The sequence below is a fragment of the Lysinibacillus sp. NPDC056220 genome (assembly GCF_049315265.1).
In the GTDB taxonomy this organism is placed as follows: domain Bacteria; phylum Bacillota; class Bacilli; order Bacillales_A; family Planococcaceae; genus Lysinibacillus; species Lysinibacillus pinottii.
The window spans coordinates 896,458-910,468 of record NZ_JBMOXD010000002.1 but is presented as its reverse complement, the minus strand read 5'-3'; the positions used below and the strand labels follow the sequence as shown (position 1 = coordinate 910,468).

At 36.4% G+C, this 14,011-nt stretch carries 14 protein-coding genes and 1 pseudogene; 2 read left to right on the top strand and 13 right to left on the bottom strand.

The genetic code is table 11. From position 1 onward, the window contains the following. Positions 1 to 4: 4 nt before the first annotated feature. Together ACOZBY_RS09455 and ACOZBY_RS09450 are read right to left on the bottom strand one after the other, a co-directional pair. Positions 5 to 478, bottom strand: coding sequence for a nucleoside 2-deoxyribosyltransferase (locus ACOZBY_RS09455; RefSeq protein WP_031417905.1), 474 nt, complete (start codon positions 476 to 478; stop codon positions 5 to 7). Positions 479 to 488: 10 nt separating this feature from the next. Then, on the bottom strand, positions 489 to 923 hold the full coding sequence (locus ACOZBY_RS09450) for a GNAT family N-acetyltransferase (RefSeq protein WP_012294821.1): 435 nt from the start codon (positions 921 to 923) through the stop codon (positions 489 to 491). Between the two features lie 241 nt (positions 924 to 1,164). On the opposite strand from ACOZBY_RS09450, the gene ACOZBY_RS09445 reads away from it, so the two are divergent. After that, entirely contained in the window at positions 1,165 to 2,199 is a 1,035-nt protein-coding gene (locus ACOZBY_RS09445) for a YdcF family protein (protein ID WP_031417906.1), read from the top strand. A 182-nt stretch (positions 2,200 to 2,381) separates the two neighbouring features. On the opposite strand, the gene ACOZBY_RS09440 is transcribed toward ACOZBY_RS09445, so the two are convergent. From ACOZBY_RS09440 to ACOZBY_RS09390, 11 genes and pseudogenes are all read right to left on the bottom strand, one after another. After that, a complete protein-coding gene (locus tag ACOZBY_RS09440; RefSeq protein WP_012294823.1) occupies positions 2,382 to 2,855 on the bottom strand; it encodes a DUF4259 domain-containing protein in 474 nt (157 codons plus the stop codon). Between the two features lie 128 nt (positions 2,856 to 2,983). Next, a complete protein-coding gene (locus ACOZBY_RS09435; protein ID WP_422762190.1) occupies positions 2,984 to 3,784 on the bottom strand; it encodes a hypothetical protein in 801 nt (266 codons plus the stop codon). Between the two features lie 16 nt (positions 3,785 to 3,800). After that, complete coding sequence (locus ACOZBY_RS09430; RefSeq protein ID WP_099806252.1) at positions 3,801 to 4,496, bottom strand: DUF4274 domain-containing protein; 696 nt, start codon at positions 4,494 to 4,496, stop codon at positions 3,801 to 3,803. Between the two features lie 13 nt (positions 4,497 to 4,509). Beyond that, on the bottom strand, positions 4,510 to 6,168 hold the full coding sequence (locus ACOZBY_RS09425; protein ID WP_422762097.1) for a DUF6138 family protein: 1,659 nt from the start codon (positions 6,166 to 6,168) through the stop codon (positions 4,510 to 4,512). 60 nt (positions 6,169 to 6,228) lie between these two features. Further along, positions 6,229 to 7,287 (bottom strand): suppressor of fused domain protein, encoded by a 1,059-nt coding sequence (locus ACOZBY_RS09420; RefSeq protein WP_422762095.1) that lies wholly within the window; start codon positions 7,285 to 7,287, stop codon positions 6,229 to 6,231. A 251-nt stretch (positions 7,288 to 7,538) separates the two neighbouring features. Next, on the bottom strand, positions 7,539 to 8,087 hold the full coding sequence (locus ACOZBY_RS09415; protein WP_012294828.1) for a hypothetical protein: 549 nt from the start codon (positions 8,085 to 8,087) through the stop codon (positions 7,539 to 7,541). Between the two features lie 585 nt (positions 8,088 to 8,672). After that, positions 8,673 to 9,016: pseudogene (locus ACOZBY_RS09410) on the bottom strand (IS3 family transposase); the annotation flags it as partial. A gap of 56 nt (positions 9,017 to 9,072) precedes the next feature. Next, on the bottom strand, positions 9,073 to 9,273 hold the full coding sequence (locus ACOZBY_RS09405) for a transposase (RefSeq protein WP_031417914.1): 201 nt from the start codon (positions 9,271 to 9,273) through the stop codon (positions 9,073 to 9,075). 169 nt (positions 9,274 to 9,442) lie between these two features. Beyond that, positions 9,443 to 10,459 (bottom strand): choloylglycine hydrolase family protein, encoded by a 1,017-nt coding sequence (locus ACOZBY_RS09400; protein ID WP_012294830.1) that lies wholly within the window; start codon positions 10,457 to 10,459, stop codon positions 9,443 to 9,445. A 989-nt stretch (positions 10,460 to 11,448) separates the two neighbouring features. After that, positions 11,449 to 12,120: a serine/threonine protein kinase gene (locus ACOZBY_RS09395; RefSeq protein ID WP_012294831.1), complete on the bottom strand. Its 672-nt coding sequence runs from the start codon at positions 12,118 to 12,120 to the stop codon at positions 11,449 to 11,451. A 532-nt stretch (positions 12,121 to 12,652) separates the two neighbouring features. Further along, complete coding sequence (locus ACOZBY_RS09390; RefSeq protein ID WP_197224314.1) at positions 12,653 to 12,970, bottom strand: hypothetical protein; 318 nt, start codon at positions 12,968 to 12,970, stop codon at positions 12,653 to 12,655. 326 nt (positions 12,971 to 13,296) lie between these two features. On the opposite strand from ACOZBY_RS09390, the gene speG reads away from it, so the two are divergent. After that, positions 13,297 to 13,821: a spermidine N1-acetyltransferase gene (gene speG, locus ACOZBY_RS09385; protein ID WP_036161962.1), complete on the top strand. Its 525-nt coding sequence runs from the start codon at positions 13,297 to 13,299 to the stop codon at positions 13,819 to 13,821. Positions 13,822 to 14,011: the final 190 nt, after the last annotated feature.

The window sequence follows — 14,011 nt, the reverse complement described above, 5'->3', positions numbered from 1 at the left end:
CGTGTTACAATTTTTGTATAGCTTCCACAGCCTCTTCAATAGAAGATGTAATAACCCCGTTACGTTTAATTAAACCAATTACAAATAAATTACGGTAGACAAACTGATTCTCAAGCCCATCTCGTACCAATGCCTCTATTTTTTGCATATTATCTCGTCCTTGTTGGCGAACATCTGTCAGTACACCAATAATAGGACGATTCAGCATGGAGAACGCCCCAATTTCCGCAGCCACACCAGAATCAATCTCAACCCCATCTAATACGGCAATTAATACATCACTATTTTGTAGCATCTCTAAGTCTGCCTGAGCAATTGCTAAACTATCCGCGTAAGCCGATTTATCATTGATGGCATCATTCTCCTGCGGAACATATAAGGCAATGTCTGGTACTGCTTCACGAATTGCTGCTGCTAGTTGTTCATTTACTAAACGATCTCCTAAAGAAAATAATCCATTTGCTAAATATGCTTTCATGTTGAACTCCTCAATCTATTGTTTTTTCGAAAATGATTTTATGTCTTCCCTTTTTATCCACAAATGTTGAAGTAATATCAAAACCATGCTTAAGATTGGCAATGAGCATAGCTTTGCGAGTATTCCTGCCATATGTACGAACCTTGTCAAAGCCTAATGCTTTAATATGTTCATGCTGTTTTTTCATTAATTTTCCAGCAATCCCCTGACCTCTCTTTGTGAAATGAACACCACCCAACCAGCTATAAAATACACCATCGGGATGTGGATATCCTAGTTTAAAGCCGATTACATGTGCATCCTCTACCGCCAGGAGGCAAAGAAGGCCATTTTTCATCGCTAGCTTTTCAGCAGTTAGTATAGCACCATCAAAGACATGGGCATGTAGTTCTTGCAAGGACTCGAGCCAATCATAGGGTAGACCTTCTATCGCTACAATATACATGTTCATCACCTCTATCTGTTTGATAGTATAACAGAAATATTTTATCTTCGTGATGCTTGAACAAATAGTGTGAGAGCAAGAATGGTTTGATCTCTATGTATTTAACGCAAATCGATACTATTCGATTCCTTATTTGAAGGTCTATGTTATTGCTCTTGCTGGAAGTTAGTTGATTTCAGCTAATAATTCCTTATAATAGAAAGATATCATCCATCCACAACATCACTAGAGGTGTATTTTTATGTATTTTGGCATTATTCCACTAATTCTATTTTTCATTTTTCTCTTTTCTTATTGGAAAGATCCGAGAAAGATGATCAACGGACTACTATTTAATATGTTTGTCTGTTCATTTCTGTTATTCTGCTTTATTGTTTCCTTTTCATCTGATTTTTACTTTTTAAGAATGGCTGTCGTTATTCCACTAATTGCCCTATTTCTTCTCATCCCCTTTGCAATTATTGCTTTAATGTTCGGTCTGTTTTTAAATGCTAGAGTATTAATGAAACGGGAAGGTAGACGCTTGGCTAATTCTTTAACCTTGCTAGTGGCTCTTGGTATTTTATTATTTATCCTGCTACCGATTATCTATCCTGCTAGCTTGTTTTCAAGCCATCTCCAACCGATATTTGCTGGAGTATCCCTTATTACGTTTTATTTCTTTATCCATTTATCTAATTTCTTATCAGCTTATTTTCTATACCAATTTAATCGCCCCAAGTATAATCAAGATTTTATCATTGTGCTGGGGAGTGGCTTAATTAATGACAAGGTGCCGCCCCTGTTAGCTAGCCGCATTCAAAAAGCAATCGATTTCTATCATAAACAAGCAACAGTGAGCACCCCTCCTACCATCATCTTTTCTGGTGGTCAAGGATCTGATGAAAATTTACCAGAGGCAGAGGCCATGCAAAGGTATGCAATTGAAAAAGGCATTCCTATTGAGCATACGCTACAAGAAAATCGTTCTGTTAATACGTATCAAAACATGTTATTTTCGAAACAAATCATGGACGATATCAAACAAGGCGAAGCATATAACAGTATCTTTACAACAAATAATTTTCACTTGTTCCGTGCAGGAATTTATGCCAGACTTGCTGGCTTAAACAGTCAGGGCATTGGATCGAAAACAGCCTTTTACTATTGGCCAAATGCCATGATTCGTGAATATGTGGCAATTGTTGTTTTAGAACGGAAACGACATATGAAATTGATCGCCCCAATTATTATTATTTCCATCTTATTTGCCCTATTCAGCTTTTTCTTTGTCTAATCTGTTGAAAGGATTCCATACACTATCGTGTTCGAATCCTTTCATGGTGTTTTCATACTAAGCACCTCTGCACGTTGTGAAAAAACAATGTATATGTGTAGGACAGAGCCTAAAAAGTAGAGTCATCATTGTCCTCCATAGCCTATATCTTAATAGAAATTACAAGTAAAAGGCATTTACTATCATTCCTTTTGTTGCAAACGGCTAATATCGAGCTCGATTCTCTGTATGAGATAGGCAAGATTAGATGACCATTCAAGCCAATTCTCAGACTCACGCCATAGTTCTATCATTTCTCTCTCTCCGTATTGATCTGGCATCTCATCCCGAATGTCTTTTAAATAGTTTAAAATAAATGCCAAGGAGTCTTCGTCTGCCATCAGTTGTTTTTGTGAATGGATGCTTTTATGACCACAAAATTCCCCATTATCAAGATAATCTATATACAACTCGGCTAACGCCATTGCACTAACATCATAGAAAAAGTCAACATCCTCTATGGTCTCCCCAAAAAATCCTTTACTTTTCATTTTCTGTACAATGTTCGATAATGGAATATACGTTAATTCTTGATGATGTTCTATATAATCCCGTACCATGCCAACTACATCTAATCCTTCATCACTTTCCAATGCTTTATAGCCCCATGCGCCCATCCTGTCGCACCTCGCCCTTCATATAGGATTTTAGTGCTTGTTAAGCTAATGAAGCCGTCATGAAAAAGAGCCACGGCAAACAATCAACTTCTGAGCACTCTATAATCATTGCAAAAAAAAGCTTCTTTTTATAGATAAGAGCCAAAATAAAATTTCACTTTTTCCTCTGAATAACCGTCCTGTCCTCTCCAAGTTGCCATAGCCAAAAAATCTGTTCCCCGTCCGCGTTCCTTGCGATAATCATCTGTCGATACTAATAGGCCAGCATACCCCCATATTTCCATAACTGCATCTCTTTCATATTGGTTGGACTTAAAAACATCCTTCCAACGCTTTTCTAATTGTCTGGCAGCATCCGTATCTTTACAGGACTTTATAGCCTCTAGCATCTGTTTGACAATCTCTATATCTGCCGCACAAACTATCAATGACTCTTGTTCTTTGATTAAACATTCTAGATCGAGCAAACAATACACTAGCCAATTTAAGCGAACACCTCCCCACTTCACTCGTTCAAAATTAAGGACATTGACATCTTCGTTAATATAATCTTCATTCGACATTAATTTATGTTCGTTACAAAAGCCACAGGCACTATAGGATACCAGCTCTTCCGGCCGCTCATGATACGTATGGATCGGTAGTTGTGCAGTTAGAGCCCAGCTTGATAACGCACTCCGTAAATATACTTTACGTGTTGAGAGACTGTGCAAAAATGCCTTCACTACAAGATCCTTAGTTATCACTTCATCATGAAGCTGCCGGAGTCTTTGTATACACTCATCATGGGAAATCGTTAAGCGATCAAACATTAGCCCCATCCTTTTCGCATACTGAAAATCTCCCTCTGTATACGTGTATTCCCCGTCTCTCCATCTACCAGATTGCCAATATGTTTGCATTAAAATTTTCTTTGCCTTTTGATCCATCAAAAATCTCCTCCTACTAAAGACCTAACTTAACCTTTAGTTTTTCCGCCATCTCTCTCCACGGCTGCTTCCAAGGTGAACCCTCAAGTTCATCTTCTGTTTGCGCCAGCCAATAATCACCCTCCATTAGCTCAAATATTTCCATAAAGGTGATCACCGTACATACTGGATTGTTGAATGCCGCTATCATCGGCTCTGGCCCATCATCCCAGTTGTAACGATTGACTATGGCATGCAAAATAATAGACGATGAAACTTCGCTAATGTGTTGACACATCTTATTGAGATTTTCTTCATATAGGATGGTATCTACTTGTCGCTGCTCTTCCGAATTCAAGGTCAATCTGATGGCACCAGGTGTATCCAACAGTAAATCGGCTATTTCGCTATGCGCTCTTGCAGCATACCAGGCAGTCGCTGTCATTCCTTCTGGATCCTGTAAAGGAACCCCTCTGGTAAGCAGTAATGAAATAACTTCTTTTTGCTTAAATTTCACAGCTTTTTTGAGTGCTGTATCACCCAGCCTATCTTGTACCTCCAAGTCAATATTTTGCGCTAGCAGGAGCTCAATCCCTTCCGTTGTCATTCGGTTTGTGATAAATAGCATTAACGGTGTTCTTCCTCGCGCGTCGCGTTCATTTACATCAAGCTTGTTCACAGCATCTCGCACCATCTCCAGATTGTTGGATTTGCTAACCTCCGCCCATCCCATTTGGTTTTCCCTCCTAAGTGATCCATTTTTGTAATTTCTCAAGCTCCTCCTTCCTATCAGAGGTTTCTTGTTTAATATGCTGAGCAAGCTTCTTAGCACCGCCAAATAATTGGTACAAAACAAATTCACGCTCATAGCTTTCTTTATTTTCTAATTCCTGAACGAGCGCCTTTAGCAGGTCTACTTTCATCATTTCAATCCCTTTTAGCGGTTTTGCTGATTCATTGGCACCAAGAAGAATGGCCACGAGCACAGGAATAAACTCAACCGATAAGCCATGAGCTTCAATAAAAGCCTCCCCATAGGAATCCTGCACGGACTGATGTTCAGAATCGACGAGGGTCATGTAGCTTTGCACAAGCTGAAAATAATCCTTACTGTATAGCCCTAATCCCAAAATCGCATAAGTTCCAGGCATAGCTGATTTTTCACTTGGCTCTACATCCTGGTACCATGCATATTCCTCCATCGCCACTTGTGCATAGTCTGCTAATAAAGGAAAAAGGCTAGGATAGGATAGGCAATTAGCAAAAAACTGATGGAGCTTTGATTTGGCTAGCTTTTTTAGTGGAAGAAAATTTTTCACTTTTGTTTTTAACATCATTTTATAGCCCTTTGGAAAGCCTTCCTGTAAAAGATGAATGATATAATGAAGTGCTTCACGATAAGCCGCTTCTTCTTCCTTTTTTATTCGTATATCTATAGTTTGCAAAATATCATTTGCTGCGCCCTCAAAAAAATCACTTTTGCGCTTACTTTCAAAACGTCCGCTTCCTTTTTGTAAATACTCCGTTGCCTGCTGTGAGCCAAGCTGTTTAGCAAGGTGGAGGTATTCTAAACGAGTAGCTGGTTCTTTATAACCGATTTTGACCGCCACATAAAGAAAGAAATCTAGCTTTTTCTTCTCCATATAAGGTTCTATTTCTTCATTTTTAAGTATCCACTCATTGCTATAATCACTTGTTTGCTGAAAATAGCCCTTTAAAAAGTGGTCTTCTGCCCATTGTTTAAAAGCATTTGTAAAATAATAGTTCCACTTTTCTAAACGCTCTTTATTCGCCAGATGTTTTTCCTGTAGCTGACGAATAATTGGTTCGATTTCCTCTGCTGTTTGTTGAAAAAAATGGGGATTGACTAAATGCTGTGCTAAGAAAAACTCATCATTGTCACTTGGACGCACAGGAAGCGCTGCCATCACCTTCTTTTCAAGAAAAGATGCTAACTCTTGTTTCATTAACGCTAGTTTCTGATGATTAAGAAGCTCCTTTTGAAACCGCCACTTAGTCTCACCAAACTCACTTTCAAGCATCACTTGAAAGTGGTAATCAAAAAATCGGGGTCCATATGGCTGTGCCTGAAACATTTGCTCCATTTTTGTACATAAAGCCGAAAAAAGATCCTCAGCATAGTTATGTTCTATAATTTCCTGTATGTATGTCCCTGCATTTACCTTATAAGCACTATCACTCCAGCTAAATGGTTCATAGATATCTATACAAATAGTCCCATATTGACTTTTTCCTTTTTTCCATGTGACTTTTAAATAATTAAAGATACCTGCTTGTAATCGGCTTTGATGTTGAATGCCTTCAAGACGCTGACTTTCTTGCTGATAGACGGTGGTAAGTTGATCCCACACATCCGCTAAAAAATATTCTATAGATGGCTGCATATGCTTCACCCTTTCTTAGAGAAAAATCTCTCGCCAAAAATTATTTAGCGAGAGATTACCTTATCCGATTGTTTTCACAACCGCTCCTTCTTGATCTTTTATATATGTTTTCATAATTTCAAAACTGACATCTTTTAAAGAAGATATGGCAAATTGTTTTTCTAGCGGTACTAACTGTTGACTTAACTCCTCAACCGCCTCTTTATTCAAGGTAATGGTAATTTCCTGTTCATTTTGCTGATAGTCTACTAGATTATCTGGTTTAAATACGATAGTTAACTCTTGACCGACTAAGCTAAGATTCCTGTCCTTTAAAATCCGTCCACGTAATAATTTGCCAATGACATCCGCCTGTTTCGCTCCTAATTGAACAACATTGGATTGTTTGTTAAACCAGCCCTTTTTCCCTGCTTGCCAAGCCAGTTGATCAACAAATAAAAAACCTGTACTTGAACCATCTTCCATCATTCCTTGCTCAACCGCCTCTACAATTTCAGGGTTTCCTAAAAGTGAGGAGCGTGTTAAGTCAGTAACATAGCTTGGAATGTGGTTGATGCCCGCCTGTAGCACACCGAGTGTTTTCCATGTCTGCATCGCTTCTAGTTCATCCTCTGTAATACCGACCATTTGGATAAACTCCACCCTGCCATTCGGCGTATCCATTTCAGCAAGTTCAGGATCATGCGTAAAGGCTAGCGCTGTTAATTGTGTATCAGCATCCAGACAGATGGGACCATTAGCATCCAAATAATCACCTGCTCTAAAAACATTCCCACTATTAAAAACATATTTCCCCATATTCTGTAATAAATTCAACGCCCACGCTGGGGGCTCCTCTTCATCTTCACTGCGCACTAAGCGAAACGTCAATTCAAATCCATAGCCACTATAGTCTTTATTCTCAAGCTCTTTTTCATATAACTCCGAGAATCCATATGTGACAAAGTGCCAATGTGGAACCGGTGTTTCACTTTTATAGGCACTTATACCATCCAAAGGATCTTGTCCACCTAAAGAATAAGGAATCATGGTGCCGTAATGCTTTGGCCCCTGTTCCCCATACACCTGTGATACTGCTTCATCAATCGCATCCCAGCCTACCGTAACCTCTTCACTCATCTACGTATCCTCCTTGCAGCTGCCACTATCAGCTCTACTAACCTAATTATTATGATACCAATTTTATGGTAGCCAATTAACAGCAATAGGACTCATTTTCACCTTCCGTGCAACTAGGTTTATTTTCATTCCGTACGAGGAAAATATTACTAACGCAAAAAATCAGGCCATCTTCTCGATACCCAAAAAGATTGCCTGAATAACCTACTATTCTGACATTTTAATATATACGTTCTATCAATCGAAAGATGTTAGCCATACATCATAACTGGCTCACGTACAACATGTAAATAGTCTGCCAGTTTCCCAGCAAATACTTGCTCTAAGTATGGTAATTGAGCTAGGCAGTGAGGTGTCATTAATGCTGGATTTTGGTAAATCTTTAAACCTCCAACTTTTAATAGCGTGGCTACAAACTGGGAACAAAAATAGGCGCGTTCTCTTCTTACTTCCTTCTGCATCATCACACCAAAAAGCCCGATAAAGTTGTATTTATAACGATCTCGATTCCAATACATATAACGCACGATTTTAGCCATTTCTAAATATTGATAATGAGAAATTCTACAACGATAAATGACACAATCCGCTGACTCAAATAGCCCTCTTTCAGCATCCTCTCGCAAAAAACCACCACTTAAAGGATTGTTTAATTGCCTACGTCCAAAGCTAAACATTTCGTATAGCCCCTCATCAAATGCAATTGATGCATGATTCATCTCTCTACCAGTATACATACCTATTGCTTTCGATAATAATGTCCCTGTTTTAGTTAATACTATGTAAATCGTATGTGCCATTTCTTCACCTACTCCAATATTCTTTCTACAACTACCAATACGTTTTAAAACTTCAAATGGTTTCGTGAATTTCCTTTTTTTATAAGTATATACTATTAATCTTAAATATTTCCTTAGCAGAACCTGAAGAATTTCTTAAGATTTAGGTTTGTTTGCTAGTAAGTTGAGGAACTATGATGATATCAACGTTCTAAGAAATCAACTTTTGGACTACCTTTATATATATGCCTTTAATTGTATTCTTATGTGGGGTACAAATGGGGTACAGAAGATTTTTTGCTGGGGTTACTTGGAGTACTGAAAAATAGACGGACAGGTAACTAAGAACAATAAAAACATAATATCTAATTTCTTTATGTACTTATTACCAACTAACAGCTTAGAAGCTGCCGTACCTATTTTATACATTAACTTAAGCTTATATAAGGCTATTAAAATAACAGTTTTGATTACTTCAGTATTTAAATTTGTTTGTGTTATCTACTTATCTAGTTTTATATCAACTTGGGCAAATAGTAATGTCTTGCTGACAACACCTATCAGTATTGATACAATTTTATTGTATTGCCACCATGTAATGGAAAAGAGGAAAGCAGTCTCACACTTCAGTGTGCCCCAAAATGATTCGGTTGGTCCGTTATCAATACATCGACCAACACGGGACATACTTTGTGCCATATTGGCTGTTTCCACAATTCGCTTAAATTCCTTCGATATATATTGAAAACCTCGATCATTATGTATTAATGGCTGATTGTCATGATTGAATAGCTGATTTTATTGTTTTGAAAACAAGGGAATTATTATTCGAATGACCGAACACAAAACTCACAATTAAACGTGAATGCTCGATTTAATACGTTCTCAGCCACATGATGTACAGGGGATTTATGATAAGGCTTGCGCTTTCTACGAATAACAGACTTCAATACTCATTCCTTCTGTGAATAATTTCGTTGAATGTAGTCCTCCACAGCTGCTAATTTTAACTCTTTTGAATAGAACTTACATGAAGTAGCTTCTTGTAATCCTTCACGTCCACCTCCTCAAATTTCATTTTCCATCTATGAAAAGTTTGATGATTTAATGAAAATTTTTCACACAATTCGTTGATAGAATAGTGACCTTCTTCAAACAATTGAAGGTTATGTAGTTTTAACTCGAGTGGATGTTTGCTTCGCCCCATAAAAAATACTCCCCTTAGATAAACAGATTTTATTTTTTCATCTGTCTACCTAATAGGGAGCATATCACAATTGAGCGCCTGGTCTTTATTTTGGTGACTTATTAATAATTCTGTAGCTACTTAATGAAAACAATAGAAATGGAGCTCACCTATACAACAGGTGCAGATATCAACTCATAACATTTGCTTGGTTTAACTGTTTTATATCTTGTTTACGATCCCACTCGAAGGTAATTAGCTCTTTGCCATTCAAATCTTCATTCATTAAAGAAACAGCTGAGATTCGGCTATTATCATAAAGCTTGAAGTAATAGTTTTTACTTTGTGCACACATAGTAGCCGTGTAAATCGTATAGTCTGTTTTCCCTTCTTTTGTCATGACAACTCCTTTCGGGATATTAACAGAAGATAGAATGTGGAACAAGTTTGTCACACCTTCTGTTTCATTTTTCGCTTGTTGCGTATATTTCTTCCAATAAGCCACGCGAAGAAAGCGTGCAGATGGTGTGAAATCACCTGGTAATCCCAATCCACCTGCCCCTTGTCCAAACGGTGTTAATTCAAACTCTCCCATTGTAATGTCTTCTGGTGGATTAGGAGTGACACCGATGTAAGCTCTTAAGTTTGTCTGATGCCATTCATAACCAGGGCTATTTGTCATGACCCCAATCGTTGGTCGATGAATGGTAATTCCTGTTTTATCTGGTTCAATCACAATCGATTCACCAGTAGAGTCTGTAAATGTATAATGAAGGGGTGGTGCAAAGCCAAGTATTTCGTTTGGTTCATTTAATAATGTAAATGAGGCTAATTTCTCTACGACATCATTGATTGTTGCGCAGCTTCCTAATACTTGTGAAACGACGTAAACCGGATTAATGCCTCTTGAGCCTTCTTTCGGTTCGTCCGCATAGGTCGCAAAAGTTGCATAGTATAGCATAGCACCCATCAATCCTTTTTCGTTCACCCCATCATAGAGAACTGGTGATGAGATGTCAGTACTTCCCATTCCGACAAATGCATATGGATTTTTGATTACCTTATTATCTTTCTCTAACAATCGAATTCCATAATTACGTGGCACAATAATCACTTTACTATCTGGTTCCATTGTAAAATCCATTGTACGAGCGAATAAACTTTTCTCATCAGTTGTGTGAATTGATAAACTACTGCAGCCTAACATAAAAACACTCCTTTGAAAAAAATAATTTAATCTAACGGAATCATTTTTAGATTAACTAGTAAATCTTCATCTAAACAATTAGCATCGCTAGAAGTTACAAAGTACATTTTTACTATAGTATTTGGAACATATTCAACTTTTGTTGCTATTCCGTTTCTAGATCAATTACATCCTATCATTACCATCTATGGTATATCAAGGTAAAATTAACGCCGGTTTTTTGGCGTTCTTCCCGTCATTTTTTGGCGTGTTTTTACAACACCTTTACAATCACCGCCACATAATGCCGTTTGTTACGCCATATTTTGGCGGTTCTTATATAAGAAAGCGATACTAAAGTTACATTATCAACGTTTATTAAACATATTGTTTGACCTTCATTACATTGTAGTAACTGTTCATTTTGTAATCATAAATTTACAATTTGTACTTAAATATCTATTGACATTATATTGACTTTCAGAAAATTAGAAAAAGGCGATTTATAAATTATACCGAGCCATGAGGTTAAGATACCTTATGTAACTATCAACAAAAATTGGGAAATGACTGCTGAAGAAACTTCTTTCTGAAGTGTAGGCATTCTTTCAAAAGACACTTTTAAAGGTTTTATTAAAAGAAATGCTGCTAGGGGTCTTAGTGGTTAAGCAATGAAACAAAACGAGGAGAATTAACTATAAAATTAGAAAACAAAGACTTTTAACCAAGATACTTCTACATTAAAAGGCGACATTTGCTACATATTAAACATGTATAAGGACCACCATTCATCCCCTGCCGATAGAAAAACAGAAAGAAACAACCAGACACAAAAAAACATAACAGCATTTATAACACAAAGGATTATTTTTATTATATCTTTCATGTTGCTCTCCTTATTTTTGCAACTTTACTTTGAAATTTAACACCCTTCTTCAAATAACTTGCTTCGTTTGTTTAAGTAGAAAAGGCTCTACTCCATGCATGAAGTAAGGCCTCGATTAGTTCAATTATTTTTTATACAGAAATTTAGAAATATTTTTTGTAAGCTCTTCATATGAAGAATTCTTTCCCCGCTGGTTATACCACTTTCGAATCGTTTCTACTAACCAAAACGGCACAGAATTTCCATCTATTAAATGATAGTATTGCTCATATCCTTTTTTTAAATGCTCCCATCGAAAATCATTACCTTTTAGTGTGTATTCAGAAACATCAATTATTTTTGCTCTTCCATTTTGTAGTAAAATATTTTTCAAATGGATATCACGAGGGTTAAGGCCCTTATTCCGAACATATTCTCTTGCATCCTCCACTTCATTTACAACCTGTTCTGGAATGTGAATACCTAGTAATATGCAGTCAAAGAGAGTTTTTCCTTCTTCGTAACTTAAAACAAGGAACTCGTCATATGAAGCAAAACACGTTGGAAAGAAAGGTGAATTTTGTAATATTCGGTAAACATCAGCTTCAACTTTTACTTTGTGTACTTTGTCCTTGGCATATATTTTAAATGCATAAGCTGGGGAGGAAAGGGACTGAAAAACAGCCGCATCTGTTCCGACACCTATACACTTCAAATCATTAGCTTCACCACTTATAGTTACTGGCTCGTTATTTGGATTTGAAAAAACTTTAATTTTAGAAAGAGAATCTATAGCTTTGTCCCAGTCGTTTTCCATATAATCTCCCCTTCATTAACATTGAAGAAAATTACAATACCCAATTACTTTAATAGTGGCTAAATGCTCAAGGGATATCATTTTCATCATTATTTTGAATACATATTCTTAGACTTTATTAGATTACTGACCATCAAACTTTGCTAATTCCTTTAAAGTGTAACATCCATTTGTTCTTTTACTAATTCGTTAGTTAAAGTACATTTCTTCACAATATTCAAATTAATTTCAAATAAACATTCAACAATAAAATCAGCTCTAAGAAAAACTAATGAGGTGATTTATATCAAACTTTATTATAAACGTTTATCTTTTTTTACAAAACTACATATGATTCAAATGTTACATATAGTATTTTCATTATATTCCGTCCTTTCTTAGGCTTACTAAATACGATGCAGTCCAATTCAGTGTCTCCTACAACTTTCTTATTTAAATTTTTAACAGCAGCCTTAAGAGCATCACCAAGTCTTGAAATATCTACGCTTTTAAACCTAGGAGCATTGGAATGATATCCCTTTTCTAATGACCGTTAAAAAAACTTAGTTGCTGCCTCAGTAATCTCACACAACGCTAGGTCTGTTTGTTGTGGGCTTTTAGCACAAAAACTTATCTCTACATTGACTGTAGAAAATCCGTGGTATTGAACCTTAGATTCGTTGGCTGTTAAACCTAACCATTCTACATGCTTCCAATCTGCTCTGCCTCGTCTATACTCTGGTAGCTTGCCATTCACCCTATAAATCGTATGGCAACGACCCTGAATATCCATTGATGCAATGCCCCAAAGCCTCGGTGCTTTTGATTTCCAAGTTCCGTAATGATAGTAGCCATCTTGAATCATCTTCATCCATTCCCATTCCTCGATTATCGCGAAACGCATGTTATTGAACATTTTAAAATGACTTTATGGAGAAAAATAGCGAAGGTAAGCTAAATGACTTTGTATTTGACTACTTCCAAAACATGAAATATACATAACGTGGTGTCGATACAGTAGAAAGTGAAATCGTAAAATAAGTTGAAGAACAAATGAATAAAGCTCTTTTAAAGAAATATATGATTAGCCACTAAACGAGTGGCCTTTTTAATAGAAACAACTATATAATTACTTGACTATATAGTTACTATACAGTCTAAAATTCTTGAGAAATCTATTTTTAGGAGAGAAAAAGAATGCTAGATAGTATAAAATTAAGACCTTTAGAACGAGAAGATTTAAAATATGTTCATAAATTAAACAATGATTCTAAGATAATGTCTTATTGGTTTGAAGAGCCCTATGAATCTTTTGTAGAGCTGCAAGATTTATTTGATAAACATATTCATAAACAAAGTGAAAGACGCTTTATTGTGGAAGATGAAAAGAAAATTATCGGGCTAGTTGAGCTAGTAGAGATTGACCTAATCCATCGTAACGCGGAATTCCAGATTATTATTGATCCTAACTTTCAAGGAAAAGGGTATGCTTTCACTGTTACTACACTCGCTATGAAATATGCTTTTAATAATTTAAATCTACACAAAGTTTATTTATTAGTCGATAAACAAAACGAAAAAGCTATTCATATTTATAAAAAAGCTGGATTTAGTATAGAGGGAGAACTTAGGGAGGAGTTTTTTACTGGTGGTTCTTATAGAGATGCTCTTCGTATGTGCATTTTTCAAAACGAGTTTCATAATAAAAAATCGTATGCTTAACTTATACATGTAAGATACTTTTATTATTTTAAATTTTAAAAAAGCCCAAGCTATTCTGAACTGAACACGATAAAGTAGACAGTTGAATAAGAGACCATTCTCTTCATTAAACAGCGATTAAATGACTACGGTTGCTGCGGGGGCACTGAAAAACTTACATTCCTATGACGGCTTAACTTTTTTAGATAAA

Coding starts and splice junctions, on each gene's coding strand:
- ACOZBY_RS09405 (WP_031417914.1), bottom strand. CDS start 9,273: ATGGGGCGAAGCAAACATCCACTCGAGTTAAAACTACATAACCTTCAA.
- ACOZBY_RS09420 (WP_422762095.1), bottom strand. CDS start 7,287: ATGAGTGAAGAGGTTACGGTAGGCTGGGATGCGATTGATGAAGCAGTA.
- ACOZBY_RS09430 (WP_099806252.1), bottom strand. CDS start 4,496: ATGGGATGGGCGGAGGTTAGCAAATCCAACAATCTGGAGATGGTGCGA.
- ACOZBY_RS09445 (WP_031417906.1), top strand. CDS start 1,165: ATGTATTTTGGCATTATTCCACTAATTCTATTTTTCATTTTTCTCTTT.
- ACOZBY_RS09435 (WP_422762190.1), bottom strand. CDS start 3,784: ATGGATCAAAAGGCAAAGAAAATTTTAATGCAAACATATTGGCAATCT.
- ACOZBY_RS09440 (WP_012294823.1), bottom strand. CDS start 2,855: ATGGGCGCATGGGGCTATAAAGCATTGGAAAGTGATGAAGGATTAGAT.
- ACOZBY_RS09400 (WP_012294830.1), bottom strand. CDS start 10,459: ATGTTAGGCTGCAGTAGTTTATCAATTCACACAACTGATGAGAAAAGT.
- ACOZBY_RS09455 (WP_031417905.1), bottom strand. CDS start 478: ATGAAAGCATATTTAGCAAATGGATTATTTTCTTTAGGAGATCGTTTA.
- speG (WP_036161962.1), top strand. CDS start 13,297: ATGCTAGATAGTATAAAATTAAGACCTTTAGAACGAGAAGATTTAAAA.
- ACOZBY_RS09415 (WP_012294828.1), bottom strand. CDS start 8,087: ATGGCACATACGATTTACATAGTATTAACTAAAACAGGGACATTATTA.
- ACOZBY_RS09390 (WP_197224314.1), bottom strand. CDS start 12,970: ATGAAGATGATTCAAGATGGCTACTATCATTACGGAACTTGGAAATCA.
- ACOZBY_RS09395 (WP_012294831.1), bottom strand. CDS start 12,120: ATGGAAAACGACTGGGACAAAGCTATAGATTCTCTTTCTAAAATTAAA.
- ACOZBY_RS09425 (WP_422762097.1), bottom strand. CDS start 6,168: ATGCAGCCATCTATAGAATATTTTTTAGCGGATGTGTGGGATCAACTT.
- ACOZBY_RS09450 (WP_012294821.1), bottom strand. CDS start 923: ATGTATATTGTAGCGATAGAAGGTCTACCCTATGATTGGCTCGAGTCC.